Genomic DNA, 16,626 nt, shown 5'->3' with positions numbered 1-16,626 from the left:
TCCCTCAGCGCGCGGCCAGGATGTCCCAGGCGGGTGCGATGCCCCGGCGCACGTCCGTATAGGCGGTGAAGAGGCGCGTCATGCGTTCGGTTTCCTCCAGCTTCGGCGGCTCGGCCGCGCCGAGCTCCGGCGTCACCCAGTCGGCGATGCAATCGTCCATCGTGCGGTAGGCGCCGATCGCGACGGCAGCCATCATGGAGGCGCCGGCCGCGCCCGCCTCCTCGCGCGTCGAGACCCGAACCGGTACGCCGAGCGCCGCGCCGAGCGTGCCGCGCAGCGAGGCCGAGCGGGCCGCGCCGCCGCTGACGCGCAGCTCCGAGGGGAGGGCGCCCATGGCGGCGTAACAATCGCGCGTCGCCATGCCGAGCCCCTCGACGACGGCGCGCACGAGGTCCGGATAGCGGTGGCGGCTCGAAAGGCCGGTGAAATTGGCGCGGGCACGGGCGTTGACGAAGGGGCCGCGCTCGCCGGCCTCGGAAATGTAGGGGTGATAGAGGATGTTGCCGGGCCTGCTCGCCGCGAACCATTGGTCGACGCGGCCGATCATGTCGTTGAGGCCGACGGTGATGCCGAATTCGCCGAGGAGATCCGCGCCGAGCTGAAGCAGCCAGTCGAGGTTGATCGTTGCGCCCATGTTGGTCTGCACTTGCGTCACGACGCCGGGGATCGGCAGGGCGATGACATAGCCGGTACGCTCGGCGTTGAGCACGACGTCGGAAACGGATTTCGCGAGTAGGTGCACGCCGGTGGAGCCGATGGCCGAGCAGGCGGCGTTGCGCCCTTCGCTGCGCACGCCCGCGCCAAGCGCCGTCATGCACATGTCGACATAGCCGAGGCAGACCGGCGTGCCGGGTTTCAAGCCGGATGCGGCAGCGGCGTCCGCCGTCAGCGGGTGAACGGTTTCCGTGCCCTCGATCACCTCGGGCAGCAGATTGCGGCGATGGGTGAGGCCGAGGGCGGCGAGCACGTCGCCGTCATAGGCGCGCGTGCGGAAATTGCCGAAGGTGAAGCTCACTTCCGACGGGTCGGTGGCGCGCACGCCCGTCAGGTTCAGGTAGAGCCAGTCCTTGCAGTGCATCGCCGTCTCGGCGTTCGCGAGCAGGTCCGGGAAATAGCGGTCCATATGGGCGAGCTGCGCGCCCTGCTGGCAGGTGTTGAGACCGGTGCCCGTGGCTGCGAAACGCGCCCGGTCGGCGTCGGAGGCGGCGAGGCGCTCGACGGTCGGCGCGGCGCGGGCGTCGAGCCACAGCCAGGCGTCGCCGGCAGGACGGTTGCCCGCGCCGACGAGCCAGGTGCCGTCGCCCTGGCCGGTGACGGCGATGGCGGCGGTGCGATCGGCGAGGTTTTCGACCTTTTCGGCGAGGTCGCGCAGCGCGCGGGTGCAGTCGCGCCAGGTCTGGTCGAGCGACTGGGTGACGGCGCCGTCGTCGGCGGTCGTATAGGTGTTGCGCACGGAAGCGCTGGCGATCTGGCGGCCGGAAAGCGTGAAGGCGACGGCCTTCATGACGGATGTGCCGGCGTCGACGCCGATGATCAGATCCGCTGTCTCAGCCATGATGAGCGCCCATAGCGTCTGCGGCAGCCAGCACCGTTTCGCCCGACCCGATACAGAGCATTCGATCCTCCCGACGGTCTCCCCGGAAATGTGCGTGGATTCTCGGATCGATTTTTTCGACCTGCCTCAGAACCTACCACGAACCTCCCGAACTTCACACAGGAACATAACACAAAGTTATCATGTGTCTCGTAAAATTTTTCGCACGACGAATTTTTTTTCAGCTATGATGGGTGGCAATGCTGAAGTCGGGAGGAGGTCGCCTTTCATCGGGCGGCAGGGCGTTTTTATGTGCCCCTGTTGTCGGGAAGCGGCCGCCGCAGTCTTCGGCTTATGTGTGAATTTTCTGATTTTTTAAATTATATCAGTATTTTGACCTGCATCTTGGCTGATGGGGGCGGTATCGATGATCTATGATGGCTTGAGCGAATGGAGGGTGCCGATACCCTCTTTCCGCTTGCCGATTTGTCGATCAGTATCGTCGGCATACACGATCTTGTTAAAAAAGGCCGATTGACAGCCTGTGTTAATTTAACATATATATTGCGACATATAACACGCATATATCGCAAGTGCGAAAATGTGTGCGCTGCAGCGCAAGGCAGGTGAGGAGACCGGGCCGGCGCCGTTCATGGGGAGGACATCGTGACATGTTCTGTTCGAAAGAGATCGACGCGCGGCCGCAATGCTCAGGGCTTGCCCCCGGTGTCGGCGCTGCATTGGCGTGTCCGCTCGAAGCTTCCCCCGTTCAACCGCAAGGCCAACAGACATGACTGACGCCACGCTCGCAAAATCGCCCCAGTCTGCGAAAAACCACCGCTGGATCGGCATCGCTGCCGCCGTCGTGCTCGTCGGCGCCATGGTCTTCGACACGACGATCGTGCGCATCGGCTCGGAGGCCGACGTCCAGGTCCAGAAGTTTTCGCCGGAAGCCTATGGCGCGGAGCAGTTCCCGCTGATCAAGCAGAGCGTCGAGACGCGCGCCGTCGATGCGGTCGAGCTGTCGCAGGCGATCGCCGCCGACAAGAAGGCGGCCGGCGAGAAATACGGTATCGCCACCTCGGCCGGCCCGGTGATCCCGGTCAAGTTCACGGGCGTCGTCGGCGAGCGCAAGGCGAACTACAACGTCGTCGCCGTCGAAGGGCTGCCGGCCGAGCTGACCGTGCGCGTGCAGACCGGCCCGGCGCTCAACGGCACGGACCTGCGCGACGCCACCGGCCAGATCGAATTCGGCCAGTTCAAGAACCAGATCGAATATCAGGACGCCGGTTCGGCCATCAACAACGAGGTCAAGAAGGTCGTGCTCGGCGGTATCGATCCGGCAGCGCTCGACGGCAAGACTGTTTCGGTGATCGGCGTCATCAAGCTGGTCAACCCGAAGAGCTGGATCGTCACCCCGGTGAGGCTCGACGTCCAATGAGCACGCTTGCGGAAACCGGCGGCAAGGGGGAAGTCGTGCTCGCCGCGCGCAACGTGGCGAAATCCTACGGCAATGTGCACGCGCTCAAGGGCGTCAACTTCGACATTCATCGCGGCCAGGTGACGACGCTGTTCGGCGAGAACGGCGCCGGCAAGTCGACGCTGATGAAAATCCTCTCCGGCGTGGTGCAGCCCACGTCGGGCGAAATCATTCTCGATGGGGAACCTATCGTTTTCGCGTCATCCTCCCAAGCACGTGACCGCGGTATCTCCATCATCCATCAGGAGCTCAGCCTCGCGCCGAACATGAACGTTCGCGACAACATCTTCATGGGCCGCGAGATCATGACGGCGACGGGCGTCGACTTCGCGGAGGAAGAGCGCCAGACGCGGCTCCTGATGGAGGAACTGGAGGAGGACATCGATCCTCTCACCCCGGTCGAGGACCTGCGCCTCGGCCAGCAGCAGATCGTCGAGATCGCGCGCGCCCTATCGGTCAATTCGCGCATCCTGATCATGGACGAGCCGACCTCGGCGCTTTCCGCCTCCGAAGTCGAGGTGCTGTTCAAGGTCATCCGCGACCTGATGAACCGCGGTGTCTCGATCGTCTACATCTCGCACCATCTCGAAGAGGCCCTGCAGATCACCAATCATGCGGTGGTGCTGCGCGATGGCGCGATGACGGCTTACGCCGAGCGCAAGGACATCGATCTCGAATGGATCGTGCGCCACATGGTCGGCGACAATTTCGACCTCGGCTCACCGCCGGTTGGCTACGACAAGGGCGATGTCGCGCTCTCCATCGAGGGGCTGACGGTGCCCGATCCGGGCGGCGCGGGCTATTCCGTCGTCGACGGCATGTCGCTTTCGGTGCGCGCGGGCGAAATCGTTTGCATCTACGGTCTGATGGGTGCGGGGCGCACGGAGCTGCTTGAAACGGTCGCGGGTCGCCTCACGGCCTCGGCCGGCAAGGTCGTGCTGAAGGGCCGCGACGTCACCGGCCAGTCTATTGCGGCCTGCATTCGCGACGGCCTCGTGCTCGTGCCGGAAGACCGGCAGCGCGACGGCCTGGTGCAGACCATGACCGTCGGGCGCAACCTGTCGCTTGCCAGCCTCGGCGCGTTCACGCGCGGCCTCTTCACCTCGACTTCGCGCGAGACAGGCCTCGTCGGCGAGGCGATCCGCAAGGTGCATATCAAGACGGATGGGGGCGATGCGGCGATCGGCTCGCTCTCCGGCGGCAACCAGCAGAAGGTCGTCATCGGCAAGATGCTGGCGACCAATCCGGACGTGATCCTGCTCGATGAACCGAGCCGCGGCATCGACATCGGCGCGAAGGCGGAGGTCTTCAAGCTGCTCGCCGAGCGCGCGAAGCTGGGCCTCGCCGTCATCTACACCACGTCGGAAGTCGGCGAATGCCTCAGCATCGCCCATCGCATCATCGTCATGCGGCGCGGCCGCATCTCCGCGGAATTCGGTCCCGACGCGACCAAGGAACAGATCATGGCCGCCTCGGGCGAAGCCGTGCATGCCCATTAGGAGCGCTGAAGCAATGTCAGTCACACCTGCAATCCAGACGAAGGCGGCGGCAAGCGGCAGCAAGCGCAAGAAGAGCTTCATCGAGCTCCTGTTCGAGGGCCGCGCCTTCTTCGCGCTGATCGCCATCGTCGTCGTCTTCTCCCTGATGTCGCCGAACTATTTCACGGTCAACAACTTCCTGATCATGGCCTCGCATGTCGCGATCTTCGGCCTGCTCGCCATCGGCATGCTGCTCGTCATCCTCAATGGCGGCATCGACCTCTCGGTCGGCTCGACGCTCGGGCTTGCCGGTGTCGTGGCGGGCTTTCTCATGCAGGGCGTGACGCTGCCGCAGTTCGGCGTCATCCTCTATCCTTCGGTCTGGGTCGTGGTGGTTCTGACCTGCCTGCTCGGCGGGATCGTCGGCGCGGTCAACGGCGTGCTGATCGCCTATCTGCGCGTGCCCGCCTTCGTCGCGACGCTCGGCGTGCTCTATGTGGCCCGCGGCATCGCACTTCTGATGACCAACGGCCTCACCTACAACAATCTCGGCGGCCGCCCGGAGCTCGGCAATACCGGTTTCGACTGGCTCGGCTTCAACCGTCTCGCCGGCGTGCCGATCGGCGTCCTCGTCCTTCTCGTCTTCGCCGTCGCCTGCCACATCCTGCTGGCCCGCACGGCCTTCGGCCGCTGGCTCTATTCCTCGGGCGGCAACGAGCGTGCGGCGGAGCTCTCCGGCGTGCCGGTCAAGCGCGTGAAGATCACCGTCTATGTGCTGTCGGGCATCTGCGCCGCCGTCGCCGGCCTGGTGCTCTCCTCGCAGCTCACCTCCGCAGGCCCGACGGCCGGCACGACCTACGAACTGACGGCGATCGCCGCCGTCGTGATCGGCGGGGCAGCCCTGACGGGCGGGCGCGGCACGGTCATCGGCACCATGCTCGGCGCTTTCGTCATCGGCTTCCTGTCCGACGGTCTCGTGATCATCGGCGTCTCGGCCTACTGGCAGACGGTTTTCACCGGCGCCGTGATCGTCACCGCCGTTCTGTTGAACAGCATCAAATACGGTCGCCGCTAGGCAAGCGGCGGCTGAGAGGAACTGACTGCGGCTGGGGGAGGCGGACCATCGAAGCCCCGGCAGTGGAAAGTATTGCCGAAAATCGGCGCAACCGGACTCAACAAGGGAGTGAGACCATGTTTAAAAAAGGAATGCGTGTACTTTTCGCTGCGACCGCCGCGCTGCCGCTGCTGTTCAGCACGGCCTGGGCCGAAGGCCTGATCACCGTCATCGTCAACGATCCGTCGAACCCCTACTGGTTCACGGAAGGCGAGGTCGCCAAGAAGACAGCGGAAAGCCTTGGCTATACGGCCAATGTCGGCGCGCACAAGGGCGACACCAACACCGAAAGCAACCTGATCGACACGGCCATCACCAACAAGTCGGTCGCCATCATCCTCGACCCGGCGAACGCTGACGGCTCCGTCGGCGCGGTCAAGAAGGCCGTTGCGGCCGGCATCCCGGTCATTCTCGTCAATGCCGAGATCAACCAGGAAGGTCTCGCCAAGGCACAGCTCGTTTCGAACAACGCCCAGGGCGCAGCTCTCGGCGCGCAGCAGTGGGTCGAAGCGGTCGGCGACACGGGCAAGTATGTCGAGCTCTTCGGCGCTCCCTCGGACAACAACGCCGCGACGCGTTCGAACGGCTATGAAACCGTGCTGACCCAGTACCCGGACCTGGAGAAGGTCGGCCGTGAAGTGGCCGACTGGGATCGCACCAAGGGCCACGCCAAGATGCAGTCCCTGCTTCAGGCGAACCCGGACATTACCGGCGTGATCAGCGGCAATGACGAAATGGCGCTCGGTGCCATCGCGGCCCTCAAGGAAGCCGGCAAGCTGGAACAGGTCAAGGTCGGCGGCTTCGACGGTTCGCCGGATGCCGTCGCCGCCATCAAGGCGGGCGAGCTGCAGTACACCGTCCTTCAGCCGGTCGCCGTCTTCTCGGAAGCCGCCGTCAAGCAGGCCGACAACGTGATCAAGACCGGTTCGACCGGCGTCGACACCGAAAAGCAGCTCTTCGATTGCCTGCTGATCACCAAGGACAATGTCGACAAGTACACCGCTCCGTTCGTTCTGAGCGAATAATCGAGAAGGGGGAGCGCCTCTTTCGGGGCGCTCCCTTTCGCATTCCGGGCAAGCCCGGGTCCGCTTGGCATTTCCCTCGCCGCCCGATACGAGATATCAAACGCTATCCTCGAAGCATGGCAGGGTCCGCCCCGTGAACAAGAAAGTCGACGTCAGGGATTTGCTTTCGGAAGAGCTGCCGAGCGACAGCCGGCATGCGCGCCAGCTCGTGCGCCGCCAGATGATCGCCGAGACGGTCATCGCCGAAGGCTCCATCCGCATCGAGGATCTGACCGAGCGTTTTGGCATCAGCCTGATGACGGCGCACCGCGACGTCGACGAACTCGTCAGCCGCGGCCTCTTCCGCAAGACGCGCGGCATCGTCTCCGCCGCGCCCACCAGCCTCATCGAATCCTCCGACGTCTACCGTGCGACGAAACAGGCCAAGGAGAAGAAGGCGATCGCCAAGGCGGCGATGCGCTTCGTCGAGCCGGGCCAGGCGATCTTCCTCGACGACGCCACCACCGTGCACGAAATGACCGCCTTCCTGCCGGCCAAGGTGCCGCTGACGATCATCACCAATTCGCTCGTGCTGATCAATGAGTTGAAGGACGTCAACGACGTCAACCTCATCTGTCTCGGCGGCCAGTTCTACAACTGGTGCAACGCCTTCATGGGGCATATCACCACCAACGAGATCCGCCGCCTTCGGGCCGACACCGTCTTCATGTCGCTCTCCGCCATCGTCGGCGATGCGGTCTATCACCAGTCGCCGGAGACGGTGGAGACCAAGCGGGCGATGTTCGAAAGCTCTGCCAAGCGCGTGCTCCTTGCCGACCACACCAAGTTCGAGCGGCGTGCGCTGCATCATTTCGCGACGCTCCAGGAGTTCGACGCCGTTGTTGTCGACGAGGACATCCCGATCTCGCATCTGTCGCGCATGCGCTCGGCGGGCATCAATGTCGTCGTGGCGGATGCCGAGCGCTTCGCCTGAAGCCTTTGCCCTTTTCTCTCCCTGGCCGATGTTGCATCTTTGCGGCGTGATTGCCTGCGGGGAGGACCAGCATGACGAAGATTGTCGATGATCCGGAAACCTTCGCCTCGGCGGCGCTGGCGGGCTTTTCAAGGGTCTATGGACGGTATGTCCGGCTGGTGAAGGGCGGCGTGGTTCGCTCCACGGCGGTGCCGCGCGGAAAGGTTTCCGTCATCGTCGGCGGCGGCTCCGGGCATTATCCGGCCTTTGCCGGTTATGTCGGGCCGGGCATGGCGGATGCGGCGGTGGCCGGCGAAATCTTCGCCTCGCCCTCGACGGCGGCTGTCGCCCGCCTCTGCCGCAATGCGAACCATGGCGGCGGCATTCTCCTCGGCTTCGGCAACTATGCCGGCGACGTCCTGAATTTCGGCGTGGCGGCGGAGCGGTTGAGGGCGGAAGGTATCGATGTTCGTATCGTCACCGTGACGGACGATGTGGCGAGCGCGCCGGCGGACCGGCATCTGCAACGGCGCGGCATCGCCGGCGATTTCGTCGTCTTCAAGGTGGCGGGTGCGGCCGCGGAGGCGGGGCTTTCGATCGATGAGGTCGAGCGCGTGACGCGGCTCGCCAACGCCCGCACCTTCTCCTTCGGCGTCGCCTTTGGCGGCTGCACCCTGCCGGGCGCGACGGAGCCGCTCTTCACCGTGCCCAGGGGCATGATGGCGCTCGGCCTCGGCATTCATGGCGAGCCCGGTATTCGCGATACGAAAATCGTGCCGGCGAGCGATCTGGCAACGCTGCTGGTGGAGACGGTGCTCGCCGAGCGCCCGGCCGGCGCGCACCGCGCCGCCGTTCTGCTCAACGGTCTCGGCGCGACCAAATACGAGGAGCTGTTCGTGCTCTGGGGCGCGGTGGAGAGCAAGCTCCGCGCGGAAGGCATCGACCTCGTCGCGCCGGAGGTCGGCGAATATGTCACCAGCCTCGACATGCAGGGATGCTCGCTGACGGTGATGTGGCTCGACGAGGAGCTGGAGCGGTTCTGGCTCGCCCCCTGCGATACGCCGGTTTTCCGTCGCGGCGCGGGATTTAAGACGCAGCCGGCCGTCCTTGCGGAAAACGCCGAGGATGCGGCGCCGACCTTCGGGCCGGCCTCCGGCGCCGCGCGCGAGAGCGCCCGCTGCCTTGCCGGTCTTCTCGACGCCATGGTGTCGGTCTTGGGAGAGGCGGAGGCCGAGCTTGGCCGCATCGACGCCTTTGCCGGCGATGGCGACCATGGCCAGGGCATGCGTCGCGGCGCGACAGCCGCCCGCGATGCCATCCATCAGGCCGTGGCGGGCGGGGCGGGTGCGAAAAGCGCGCTCGCCGCCGCGGGTGATGCCTGGGCGGATCGGGCCGGCGGAACCTCCGGCGCAATCTGGGGCCTGCTGCTGCGCTCGTGGAGTTCCGCCTTTTCCGACGAAGCGGCCTTGCAGGATACCGATATCGTGCGTGGCGCCCGCCTGGCGCTGGAGGATGTGATGCGCCTCGGTGGGGCGAAGCCCGGCGACAAGACCCTTGTCGATGCCTTCGTGCCCTTCGTCGCGGCGCTCGAGACGGCAAACGCCGATGGCCTTTCCCTGAAGGAGGCCTGGCGGAAGGCCAGCGTCACCTGCGAGGCGGCGGCCGCGGCGACCGCGCCGCTCTCGCCGCGGCTCGGCCGGGCGCGCCCGCTCGCCGAGCGCAGCATCGGCCACCCCGACGCTGGCGCCGTCTCGCTGGCCCTGATCGCAAGGACGATCGCGGGTCGGCTGTAACGAGAGGCGGCGCGGAGGGGCGCGTCGATCGCTCCGACGGCCGGTGGCGACGACTGTCTTCGATGATCCGCGCCGGCCGGGAGAGCGGCGCTGCCATGTGCAGGCCGGCGGACGAGAGCCTGCGGTCACCTCACGTCGGGAATTGCCGGTAACATTCCTCCGCGATCTGCTGGAGCCGTTCGCGGGAAATATCGCCGGTCACCGCATAGCCGAGGTCACCGTCGATCCAGTAGAAGGTCTCCACGCCGTTGGCGGCGGCGAAGCGGAAGCTCGTCGTGCGGTTCTCCTCGTTGCGGGCGACGAGGACCGTGACGCGCCGGCCGGTCTCGTCCTCGTACATGAACAGGGCGCCGGGCCTGTCGGTGACGGGCAGGAGGCGCCCGCCCACCAGCTTGAAGCCGATCGTCGTGAGGTCCGGGACCTTCAGGTCGTCGATGGCAAGGCGTTTTCCCAGCCAGCGAGCCAGGTGCGCTTCCTGGTCGGCAAAGACCTCGACGGGATGGCGCACCTCGCTCGCATAGATGAGATAGGCGTTGCGTGCCTCGTGCGGCAGGGCATCCATGGCCGTCACCGTCGGCGGCTTTTCGAAGAGCATCGGGCCGAAATGGCCGGCAAGGCCACCGAGCAGGAAGACGAGCGCTGCCGCGGCCGCCACGGCGAAGCGCGGCATTGCGGGTTTCCCGTTGGCCCGGCGGCCCGCGACGAGCTGGAGATCGGAGGGGCGGGCGGCGGCATAGGGGGCGAAGGCGTCCCTCAGGCCGTCGTTCTGCGCCTGCCAGTCGGCGACCTGGCGGGCGGCCTCGGGGTGGCGGGCAAGATGGGCTTCCACGCGCTCGCGCCCGGCAGCGTCCAGAAAGCCGTCGGCATAGGCATGCAGGTCCGTTTCGGTCACGGGGCGGCTCTCGCTCATCGGGGGCTCCGCAGGTGAATGACGTTCTCCGCTGCCAGTTTCTCGCGCAGCAACTGCCGGGCGCGGGAAAGGCGCGACATGACGGTGCCGATCGGGACATCCAGGATTTCGGCGACTTCCTGATAGGTGTGGCCTTCGACGGCAACCAGCATCAGCACGGCCCGTGCCTCCTTCGGCAGGGTGTTCAGCGCCTGCACCAGCCGGTTCCTCGCCAGCGGGTCGGAAGGCGGGGCGCTTTCGACAAGGTTCTCCGCCTCCTCGATGCCGACGGACGGGCGGCGGGCAATGGCGCGGCGGGCGTTGAGGTGCAGGTTGGTCATGATCCGGTAGGCCCAGGCGCGAATGTTCGCGCCGCGCCATTGCCTCCGGTGGCTCAAGGCCTTTTCGACGCAATCCTGCAACAGGTCCTCGCTTTCCGCATCCGATCGCGTCAGGCTGCGGGAATAGCGCCGGAGTTGCGGCAGGAGGGCAAGGATCTCGGCATCGAAGGAAAGGGGCGGGGAGGGTGTGCCCTCCCGCCCGCTGCCCGCCTCGGTGCCGTGCGGGTCAGGGCTTTGCGACATCCCAGACGCCGTTCACGCCGTCGCCGGACGTATCGCCTTCCTTCTTGTCGTTGATCCAGTAGTAGAGCGGCATGCCGTCCTTGGCCCATTGTTTGGCCCCGTCCTTGCGGGTGACGAGGGAATATGCACCCTCGGCCGCCGCATCGGAAGCGGCGATGGCCGGCGGCCAGTTCGTCGCGCATTTGTCGTAGCAGTTGGAGGTGCCGGGCTCGTCGTTCTTGAAGGTGTAGAGGGTCATGCCGTTCTCGCCGGCAAGCACCTCGCCCTTGTCGGTCGTGACGGTCGTGAACGGTTCGGCGGCAAAGGCCGTACCGGCAAGGGCCGCGACGGCGAATGGCACGAGGACTAGGAACTTCATGGTCGTCTCCCATCGTTACGGCGACTTTTCCGAGCCGCCCCTGCCAAGACACCGGTGCCGGCCGGATTATTCCCTCCCGTTCGAAAAAGAATTGAGAAGAAGAGGGGCCAGCGCGTCGTCGAGGCCGATTGGGTTTTCCGCGCGCGTCAGCCGATCTTCTCGACGATGGGAGGGACCTGCACGACGGTTATGTCCGTCGCGCCGGAATCGATGATGCCGAACACGGCCTCCAGCATTTTCGGCACGTCCTGGCGGACCATCTCGATATGGTCGCCCAGCATGGCGACGAAGGGGTCCCAGTCGAAGCAGCCGAGCTGCGGCACCCGGTCGGCATAGTGGCCGGAGCGGCGGATCCAGCGCATGACGCCTTCCAGCGAGATGGTGGAGTTGACGAACATGCCGCGCGGCAGCGGGCTGAGCCGCTCGGCAAGCTGCTGCATGGCGCTCTCCGCCTTTTCGGGCGCATAGCCGCAGGTCAGCATCAGCGTTTCGTCGACCGTGACGCCGGCCTCGGCATGGGCATCGCGAAAGCCCCGCACGCGCTCCATCGTGTTGTGGTCCGTGCCGCGGCCGCCGACGAAGAGCAGCGGCGTCTTCTCGCCATATTCCTTCTCGCAGTTGGCGAGCACGCGGCGCGTCAGCTCCAGCGCGCCGCCATAGTTGTCGGAGATGACCGAGGGCGCGCGCGCACCGGGCAGGTCAAGATTGATGGTGCGCACGCCGGCGGCGGCGCAAAGATCGACGATGCGGTCCGGGTCGGTCGCGCCCGTCGCGATCAGGCAATCGACCTGGTAGGAGAGCATGGCGCGGGCCGCCTCCACCTCCAGCGCCGGGTCGCGCCGCGTGCAGGTGATGATCGGGAAGAGGCCGCGTTCGCGCGCCAGCGTCTCGAACTGCTCGACGATCGAGCCGAAATAGCGGTTGTCGTATTTCGGCACGATCATGCCGATGATCTTGGAGCGCTCGCGGCGCAGGACGCTCGCCTGCATGTTGAGCGCGTAGCCCTGCTCCTCGGCGAGCTTGGTGATCTTGTCGGCGAGCTTCGCGCTGATGCGCCGCTTCTTCCAGTTGCCGTTCAAAACGGCGCTGACGGCGCTGGCCGAGGTGCCCGCCAGCTCTGCCAGATCGTAGATCGTCGTCCTTTTCGTCTGCGTCGTCCTGTTCACATGTCATCTCCATTTCACGAGCCACCTTGACACCAATGGCGATTGGTGGCAATTCTTGCTTCATCGATTGAGCAAGCATGCTCCATCGATGAAGTTGCCTGAACAGCAAGGCTGACCCCAAGGGAGGAGTCAGACGGAGCATCGACAAACCGGGCGTTGCGGCAAAGCCGCGGCGAACGATGATCTGCGCCCTTTCGAGGCGCGGAGGCTGTCGGCGGCCGTCGGTCCTGTCGCCCTGGGAGGCTTGAGGGAACTGGCGAAAATCAACCGTGGAGGAACCCAATGAAGACGCTTACCCATCTGCTCGCCTCGACCGGCCTCGTCCTGTCGCTCGGCAGCGCCGCCTTTGCCCAGGAAGGGGCGACCGTCGCCTTCCTGATGCCCGATCAGGCCTCGACCCGTTACGAGCAGCATGATTATCCCGGCTTCAAGGCCGAGATGGAGAAACTGTGCCCGAGCTGCACGGTGATCTACCAGAACGCCAATGCCGACGTCGCGCTCCAGCAGCAGCAGTTCAATTCGGTGATCGCCCAGGGCGCCAAGGTCGTCGTGCTCGATCCGGTCGATTCCGCGGCCGCTGCGGCGCTCGTCGAGATCGCCCAGTCGCAGGACGTCAAGGTCATCGCGTATGACCGCCCGATCCCGGACAAGCCGGCCGACTACTACGTCTCCTTCGACAACCAGGGCATCGGCCAGGCCATCGCGCAGTCGCTCGTCGACCACCTGAAGGCCAAGGGCGTTCCGGACGGTGCCGGCGTGCTGCAGATCAACGGCTCGCCGACCGACGCGGCCGCAGGCCTGATCCGCGACGGCATCGATTCCGCGCTCGACGCCTCGCCCTACAAGACGCTCGCCGAGTTCGACACGCCGGACTGGGCGCCGCCGAAGGCGCAGGAATGGGCGGCCGGCCAGATCACCCGCTTCGGCGACGAGATCAAGGGCATCGTCGCGGCGAACGACGGCACGGGCGGCGGCGCGATCGCGGCGCTCAAGGCGGCCGGCGTCAAGGAAATGCCGCCGGTGACCGGCAACGACGCGACCATCGCGGCACTGCAGCTCATCATCTCGGGCGACCAGTACAACACGATCTCCAAGCCGTCCGAGATCGTGGCTGCCGCGGCAGCGAATGTCGCCGTCCAGCTCTTGAAGGGCGAAACGCCGGAAGCCACCCACAAGCTCTACGAAACGCCCTCGCAGCTCTTCGTTCCGGCGGTGGTGACGGCGGAGAACATCAAGGCCGAGATCTTCGACAAGGGCATCAACAAGCCGGAAGAAGTCTGCACCGGCGAATATGTTGAAGGTTGCCGCAAACTGGGCATCATCCAGTAAAAGCCGCCCATCGTGTCCGGCCGCCTTTGCGGCCGGACATTCCGATCCGTCGTAAGTCTGAAGGTTCTGGGGCCATGACAGCCACGCTTCAAAATGCTCCCGCCAAGGGAGAATCGGTGCTGCGTCTTCGCGGCGTATCCAAGAATTTCGGGGCCGTCTCCGCCTTGACGGATATCGAGCTCGACGTGAAGGCCGGCGAGGTCGTCGCCCTGGTCGGCGACAACGGGGCCGGCAAGTCGACGCTGGTCAAGGTGCTCGCCGGCGTGCACCAGCCCTCTTCGGGCACGATCGAATTCTGCGGCCAGCAGGTGACGCTCGACAGCCCCGCCAAGGCGCTGGACCTCGGCATCGCCACCGTTTTCCAGGATCTCGCGCTCTGCGAGAACCTCGATGTCGTCGCCAACCTCTTCCTCGGCCACGAGATGTCGCCCTGGGCGCTGGACGAAGTCGCCATGGAGGTGCGGGCCTGGACGCTGCTGCGCGAGCTTGCCGCGCGCATTCCCTCGGTGCGCGAGCCGATCGCCTCGCTCTCCGGCGGCCAGCGGCAGACGGTCGCCATCGCCCGCTCGCTGCTGCTCAATCCGAGGCTCATCATGCTGGACGAGCCGACGGCCGCCCTCGGTGTCGCGCAGACGGCGGAGGTGCTGAACCTCATCGAACGCGTGCGCGACCGCGGCCTCGGCGTCATCATCATCAGCCACAACATGGAGGACGTGCGGGCCGTCGCCGACCGCATCGTCGTGCTCCGGCTCGGACGCAACAACGGCATCTTCACGCCGGATTCGTCCAACCAGGAACTCGTATCCGCCATCACCGGCGCGACGGACAACTCCGTCTCGCGCCGCGCCGAACGCAAGTCCCATGTCCAGGAAAATCAGGGGGGCACCGTATGAGCCAGAACTCTTCCCAGCCGATGCTCGACCGCAGCGACGAGCGCGTGCGCCACGACGACAGCCTTGCCGCCATGGCGCGCGGCTTCATCGATCGCGTGCGCTCCGGTGACCTCGGCATGCTGCCGGTCGCCGTCGGCCTCGTCGTCATCTCCGTCGTCTTCTCGGCGCTGAACCCGATCTTCCTTGCGCCGAACAACCTCGTGAACCTCCTGTTCGATTGCGCCACCGTCGGCGTCATCTCGCTCGGCATCGTCTGCGTGCTGGTGCTCGGCGAGATCGACCTCTCGGTCGGCTCCATGAGCGGCCTCGCCTCCGCCATGGTCGGCGTGCTCTGGGTGAACCAGGGCTGGCCGATCGTCGGGGCCATCCTTGCCGCCCTCGTGGTCGGTGCGGGCGTTGGCCTCCTCTATGCGACGCTTTATAATCGCCTGGGCATGCCGAGCTTCGTCGCCACGCTCGCCGGGCTTCTCGCGCTGCTCGGCATGCAGCTCTACATTCTCGGCCCGACCGGCTCGATCAATCTGCCCTACGCCTCCTCGCTGGTGCGTTTCGGCCAGATCCTCATCATGCCCGACTGGCTGTCCTATACGCTGGCGCTGGTTCCCGGCCTTGTGATGATCGGCCGCGGGCTTCGCACCCGCACCCAGCGCCTTGCCGCCAACCTCTCGGCCCAGCCGATGCGGGCGCTGATCCTGAAGGCCGTCGTGCTGACGGCCGCGCTGGAAATCGCCGTCTTCTACCTCAATCTCGGCCGCGGCATTCCGTGGATGTTCGCGCTCTTCATCGCGCTCGCCGTCATCCTCAACTATGCGCTGACGCGCACGAAATGGGGCCGCTCCATGTTCGCCGTCGGCGGCAACAAGGAGGCGGCGCGGCGCTCGGGCATCAATGTGCGCCGTATCTATATGAGCGCCTTCATGCTCTGCTCGACGCTGGCGGCGCTCGGCGGCATCCTCTCGGCCTCGCGACTTGCTTCGTCGAGCCAGCAGGCCGGCACGGGCGACGTCAACCTCAACGCGATCGCCGCGGCGGTCATCGGCGGCACCAGCCTGTTCGGCGGACGCGGCAGCGCCTATTCGGCTCTCCTCGGCATCATCGTCATCCAGGCGATCTCGAACGGCCTGACGCTGCTCAACCTCTCGTCGTCGCTGCGCTACATGATCACCGGTGGCGTCCTTGCCATCGCCGTCATCGTCGACTCGCTCGCCCGACGCTCGCGCGTCAGCCACGGCCGTGCTTAACGAATACTGGAATGGAGTTTTAGATCATGGCTGACCTCATGAAGGGCAAGATCGCCGCCATTACCGGTGCCGCTTCCGGCATCGGCCTCGAATGCGCCAGGACGCTGCTTGCCGAAGGCGCCAAGGTGGTGCTCGTCGACCGGCCGCAGGACAAGCTGGAACAGCTCTGCAGGGAGCTGGGCCCGAATGCCCTGCCGCTCGTCGTCGATCTCCTGAACCCGCAGGACGTCTCCGGCATGCTGCCGCGCATCCTCGACATTGCCGGCGGGCTCGACGTCTTCCATGCCAATGCCGGCGCCTATATCGGCGGCCCGGTGGCAGAGGGCGATCCCGATGCCTGGGACCGCATGCTGAATCTCAACATCAACGCGGCCTTCCGCTCGGTCCATGCGGTGCTGCCCTACATGATCGGGAAGAAGACGGGCGACATCCTCTTCACCTCCTCGATCGCCGGTGTCGTGCCCGTCGTCTGGGAGCCGATCTACACGGCCTCGAAATTCGCGGTGCAGGCCTTCGTGCATTCGACGCGCCGGCAGGTGGCGCAGCATGGCGTGCGTGTCGGCGCGGTGCTGCCCGGCCCCGTCGTGACGGCGCTGCTCGACGACTGGCCGAAGGAGAAGATGGACGAGGCACTCGCAAACGGCAGCCTGATGCAGCCGAAGGAGGTGGCCGACGCCGTGCTCTTCATGCTGACCCGGCCGCGCAATGTCACGATCCGCGACCTGGTGATCCTGCCGAACAGCGTCGATCTCTGAAGCAAAGCCCGCGGGCGGCATGAGGCCGCCTGCCC

Annotated in this window: 15 protein-coding genes; 10 read left to right on the top strand and 5 right to left on the bottom strand. The window is 65.8% G+C overall.

The features are described 5' to 3' along the window. Positions 1 to 4: 4 nt before the first annotated feature. Entirely contained in the window at positions 5 to 1,555 is a 1,551-nt protein-coding gene (locus tag shn_RS16425) for an FGGY-family carbohydrate kinase (RefSeq protein ID WP_064331366.1), read from the bottom strand. A gap of 769 nt (positions 1,556 to 2,324) precedes the next feature. Between shn_RS16425 and shn_RS16420 the strand changes: the two genes are divergently transcribed. From shn_RS16420 to shn_RS16395, 6 genes are all read left to right on the top strand, one after another. Next, complete coding sequence (locus shn_RS16420; protein WP_064331365.1) at positions 2,325 to 2,975, top strand: DUF2291 family protein; 651 nt, start codon at positions 2,325 to 2,327, stop codon at positions 2,973 to 2,975. Beyond that, complete coding sequence (locus tag shn_RS16415) at positions 2,972 to 4,513, top strand: sugar ABC transporter ATP-binding protein (RefSeq protein WP_064331364.1); 1,542 nt, start codon at positions 2,972 to 2,974, stop codon at positions 4,511 to 4,513. The genes shn_RS16420 and shn_RS16415 overlap by 4 nt, the downstream gene beginning before the upstream one ends. A gap of 13 nt (positions 4,514 to 4,526) precedes the next feature. Continuing rightward, positions 4,527 to 5,567, top strand: a complete 1,041-nt coding sequence (locus tag shn_RS16410) for an ABC transporter permease (protein WP_064331363.1) — start codon at positions 4,527 to 4,529, stop codon at positions 5,565 to 5,567. 116 nt (positions 5,568 to 5,683) lie between these two features. Next, a complete protein-coding gene (locus shn_RS16405) occupies positions 5,684 to 6,631 on the top strand; it encodes a D-ribose ABC transporter substrate-binding protein (protein ID WP_064331362.1) in 948 nt (315 codons plus the stop codon). A 133-nt stretch (positions 6,632 to 6,764) separates the two neighbouring features. Further along, the gene (locus shn_RS16400; protein WP_064331361.1) at positions 6,765 to 7,604 is read left to right on the top strand and encodes a DeoR/GlpR family DNA-binding transcription regulator; all 840 of its coding nucleotides are present in this window, start codon (positions 6,765 to 6,767) and stop codon (positions 7,602 to 7,604) included. A gap of 71 nt (positions 7,605 to 7,675) precedes the next feature. Next, entirely contained in the window at positions 7,676 to 9,376 is a 1,701-nt protein-coding gene (locus shn_RS16395; RefSeq protein ID WP_064331360.1) for a dihydroxyacetone kinase family protein, read from the top strand. A gap of 130 nt (positions 9,377 to 9,506) precedes the next feature. Here the strand turns inward: shn_RS16395 and shn_RS16390 are convergent, their stop codons facing one another. The 4 genes from shn_RS16390 to shn_RS16375 form a co-directional block, all read right to left on the bottom strand. Next, the gene (locus shn_RS16390; RefSeq protein WP_064331359.1) at positions 9,507 to 10,286 is read right to left on the bottom strand and encodes an anti-sigma factor; all 780 of its coding nucleotides are present in this window, start codon (positions 10,284 to 10,286) and stop codon (positions 9,507 to 9,509) included. Then, on the bottom strand, positions 10,283 to 10,849 hold the full coding sequence (locus shn_RS16385; protein ID WP_084438066.1) for an RNA polymerase sigma factor: 567 nt from the start codon (positions 10,847 to 10,849) through the stop codon (positions 10,283 to 10,285). The genes shn_RS16390 and shn_RS16385 overlap by 4 nt, the downstream gene beginning before the upstream one ends. Next, on the bottom strand, positions 10,833 to 11,207 hold the full coding sequence (locus shn_RS16380) for a hypothetical protein (RefSeq protein WP_064331358.1): 375 nt from the start codon (positions 11,205 to 11,207) through the stop codon (positions 10,833 to 10,835). The genes shn_RS16385 and shn_RS16380 overlap by 17 nt, the downstream gene beginning before the upstream one ends. Positions 11,208 to 11,353: 146 nt before the next feature. Further along, on the bottom strand, positions 11,354 to 12,373 hold the full coding sequence (locus tag shn_RS16375; protein WP_064331357.1) for a LacI family DNA-binding transcriptional regulator: 1,020 nt from the start codon (positions 12,371 to 12,373) through the stop codon (positions 11,354 to 11,356). Positions 12,374 to 12,655: 282 nt separating this feature from the next. Here shn_RS16375 and shn_RS16370 point away from each other — a divergent pair, with 282 nt between their 5' ends. The 4 genes from shn_RS16370 (at position 12,656) to shn_RS16355 (ending at position 16,591) form a co-directional block, all read left to right on the top strand. Beyond that, positions 12,656 to 13,702: a sugar ABC transporter substrate-binding protein gene (locus shn_RS16370; protein ID WP_064331356.1), complete on the top strand. Its 1,047-nt coding sequence runs from the start codon at positions 12,656 to 12,658 to the stop codon at positions 13,700 to 13,702. A gap of 74 nt (positions 13,703 to 13,776) precedes the next feature. Continuing rightward, complete coding sequence (locus shn_RS16365; RefSeq protein ID WP_064331355.1) at positions 13,777 to 14,595, top strand: ATP-binding cassette domain-containing protein; 819 nt, start codon at positions 13,777 to 13,779, stop codon at positions 14,593 to 14,595. Next, positions 14,592 to 15,836, top strand: coding sequence for a sugar ABC transporter permease (locus shn_RS16360; RefSeq protein ID WP_064331354.1), 1,245 nt, complete (start codon positions 14,592 to 14,594; stop codon positions 15,834 to 15,836). Before shn_RS16365 ends, shn_RS16360 begins: the two co-directional genes overlap by 4 nt. Positions 15,837 to 15,862: 26 nt before the next feature. Beyond that, on the top strand, positions 15,863 to 16,591 hold the full coding sequence (locus shn_RS16355; protein WP_064331353.1) for an SDR family oxidoreductase: 729 nt from the start codon (positions 15,863 to 15,865) through the stop codon (positions 16,589 to 16,591). The last annotated feature ends 35 nt before the right edge of the window (positions 16,592 to 16,626 follow it).

It is taken from the genome of Shinella sp. HZN7, from assembly GCF_001652565.1.
Taxonomy (GTDB): Bacteria; Pseudomonadota; Alphaproteobacteria; order Rhizobiales; family Rhizobiaceae; genus Shinella; species Shinella granuli.
Note: the sequence above shows the minus strand (reverse complement) of the source record. Positions and strands in the feature narration are given on the sequence as shown.